We start from the raw sequence: 2,687 nt of genomic DNA, 5'->3' as shown, positions 1-2,687 counted from the left end.
TTCTGCGTTGGCGTGGGGTCGGGGGTCAGCCCCGCCTGCACGTTCGCCGCCATCCGGCTTACCGGCTGGGTGTCGAGAATTAAGTCGGTCACTTCAATTCGGTATTCGTCGATGTCCAGCACATCGCCATCCTGCAATTCAACCTGGCGACCGCGTTCCAGCGGGATATCATTTAGCACCACGCGGGTCACGTTGCCACGGTTAGTAATGCGGCATTCGCCGTTTCCGGCAATGTGTACGATGGCCTGCAGGCGCGAAATGGCCCGCTCGTTGTCCGGCAATACCAGATTATTGTCGGTGCCACGCCCGATAGTGCCCCCCGGCGGATAAAAATCGCAGCGGCTTTGCGGAGGTTGATGTCCTGGTTTATTGGAAACTATTGTGAATCGCATAGCGTATTCCTGCTGGAGTGATGTGCGCTAAAACCGCGTCCCTGCGTTTTTCAGGCCAGAGGATAGCCTCTGGCCTGCTGCTGAAACGCTTAAAACGTTTACGCGGAGTAATGACAAACCGTGTTTCCCGGCTGCGCTACAAAGCGTAGCCCGGATAAGGCAAAGCCGCATCCGGGGTGTTCGCAGCGTACTGAGCAAGGTTTGCTCATTACCCGAACGATTACGCTTCTTTGTTTTCTTTGATGTTCCAGCCAGCGCTGGTTTCCGCGCCTTTACCACCGGAAGAAGACTGCTCCCAGTACTGCTGTTTCACTTTCGCCGCCTGGAAGGCGTAGGTCACACCTACGGTGTCGCCATTGTCGGCACCGGTGTACTGCACGGAAGTCACCAGCACGTCTTCCAGCGTAATGCGGGCATATTCCACCTGCTGACCGCCTGCTTTGCAGACTGACAGTTCAACTTTGCCCAGGTGCTTACCGCTGGAGCAGTGTTTCAGGATCGCGGTGGTTGATTTATCAATCAGCGCGTTAATATGCAGGTCGTTGAAATTGACTTTACCGGCACCGCCGCCACCGCCAACGCTCATATTTCCGGGTTGTGAAGCGCCCCAGGAAAAAGAAGTGATATCAGTCCAGCCGGTGTGGTTCGAATCTTTTGATTCGCCCGTAACGCCATCGACCTTCAGAAACATATCAATAGCCATAATATTTACTCTTCGTTAATGATGAATATTGCTTTTAAAAAGCGCGTATATACCTGTCATTTCTCAAATGGGTAAATATGGGGCCAGCATATACCGTCCATATTTTACCTCTCCCTCATATCCGCCATCATGACCCTGGCGGATATGCCTCGCGCTCTCTACAGAGAGCGCTAAGCTCACTGCTGTGTGGCTATGCTAAGTGGTTCAAATCCGCTAGCGGCTTCATTTTTCCTTCGCCGTCTGACACGGCAAGGTTTCGGCCAGCGCTGCGACTATCAGCGCTGAGGCGCGCGTGTTGCGCTCCTCAGGCTTTAAGTGCGCAAAGCGGGAATAGAGTTGTTCATGGGCGGAAGGAGGCAGCAGACGCTGATAGCTGCACCATGCTTTACCTTCCGTTGCGTCCATGACGCCAAGGAAATACATCTCTGCCTTGATGCGCTCGCGCTCGTTGGTTTTCGACAGCCAGGCCTGAGCGAAGCGTTCGCTGCTCATATTGACGTCGTAACCGGTAAGCAGCGCAGGATCGCGCAGCAAATTGCTGGTGCTATCCTGCGGCAGCGGATCGGCCCGCGGGTAGTCATAGGTTTCGGCGTTGACCATTCCCGCAGTACAGATCCACAGCAAACTCAAGGCGGCGTAATGTCCTTTCATCTTTCTCTCATTTCACCCTGATGCGCTGACGCTTATCCGGGCTATGTTTGATCCGGATGCGTTTGCGCGTGTCCGGATTACGCTTCTTTTGTTTTCAGCGACGGCAGTTTCGATACCAGCCGCAGCGAGACGGTCAGCCCTTCCAGCTGGTAGTGCGGACGCAGGAAGAACTTCGCGGTGTAGTAGCCGGGGTTGTCCTCGATCTCCTGCACCTGCACTTCGGCAGCGGCCAGCGGTTTACGCGCTTTGGTCTCCTGAGAGGAGTTAGCCGGGTCGCCATCGACATAGTTCATTACCCAGTCGTTAAGCCAGCGTTCCATCTCATCGCGCTCGCGGAAGGAGCCGATTTTGTCGCGCACAATGCATTTCAGATAGTGGGCGAAACGGCAGCAGGCGAAGAGGTACGGCAGGCGCGCGGCCAGACGGGCGTTGGCGGTGGCGTCGGCGTCGTGGTACTCCGTCGGCTTTTGCAGCGACTGCGCGCCGATAAAGGCGGCGAAGTCAGAGTTTTTGCGATGAATCAGCGGCATAAAGCCGTTTTTCGCCAGCTCCGCTTCGCGGCGGTCGCTGATGGCGATTTCAGTAGGACATTTCATGTCCACGCCGCCGTCGTCGCTGGGGAAGGTGTGGCACGGCAGGTTTTCCACCGCCCCGCCGGACTCAACGCCACGGATGGAGGTGCACCAGCCGAACTCTTTGAAAGAGCGGTTGATGTTGGTCGCCATCGCGTAGGCGGCGTTGGCCCAGGTGTAGTTGCTGTGGCTGGCGCCGTCGGTGTCCTCTTCAAAATCGAAGCTGTCCACCGGATTGGTGCGAATGCCGTACGGCAGGCGCGACAGGAAGCGCGGCATCACCATCCCCAGATAGCGGGCATCTTCCGACTCACGCAGGGAACGCCAGGCGGCGTACTCCGTGTTCTGGAAGATTTTGGTCAGATCGCG

4 protein-coding genes are annotated in these 2,687 nt (G+C 56.4%); all 4 read right to left on the bottom strand.

Translation table 11 applies throughout. The features are described from left to right. Positions 1-392: FHA domain-containing protein (locus ENTHG_RS04385; RefSeq protein WP_044174128.1), on the bottom strand; the 392-nt coding region annotated here is incomplete at its 3' end. A gap of 220 nt (positions 393-612) precedes the next feature. Continuing rightward, positions 613-1,095, bottom strand: a complete 483-nt coding sequence (locus ENTHG_RS04380) for an Hcp family type VI secretion system effector (RefSeq protein WP_044174118.1) — start codon at positions 1,093-1,095, stop codon at positions 613-615. Positions 1,096-1,317: 222 nt separating this feature from the next. Beyond that, positions 1,318-1,746, bottom strand: coding sequence for a Rap1a/Tai family immunity protein (locus ENTHG_RS25760; protein ID WP_044174108.1), 429 nt, complete (start codon positions 1,744-1,746; stop codon positions 1,318-1,320). A 77-nt stretch (positions 1,747-1,823) separates the two neighbouring features. After that, the coding region (gene tssC / locus ENTHG_RS04370; protein ID WP_044174098.1) for a type VI secretion system contractile sheath large subunit at positions 1,824-2,687 on the bottom strand (864 nt) is incomplete at its 5' end.

The organism is Phytobacter massiliensis JC163 (genome assembly GCF_000321045.1).
Lineage (GTDB): Bacteria > Pseudomonadota > Gammaproteobacteria > Enterobacterales > Enterobacteriaceae > Phytobacter_A > Phytobacter_A massiliensis.
Note: the sequence above shows the minus strand (reverse complement) of the source record. Positions and strands in the feature narration are given on the sequence as shown.

What these genes read in the sequence shown, in the direction of transcription:
- ENTHG_RS04380 (WP_044174118.1), bottom strand. Translation starts at nt 1,095, where the DNA reads ATGGCTATTGATATGTTTCTGAAGGTCGATGGCGTTACGGGCGAATCA.
- ENTHG_RS25760 (WP_044174108.1), bottom strand. Translation starts at nt 1,746, where the DNA reads ATGAAAGGACATTACGCCGCCTTGAGTTTGCTGTGGATCTGTACTGCG.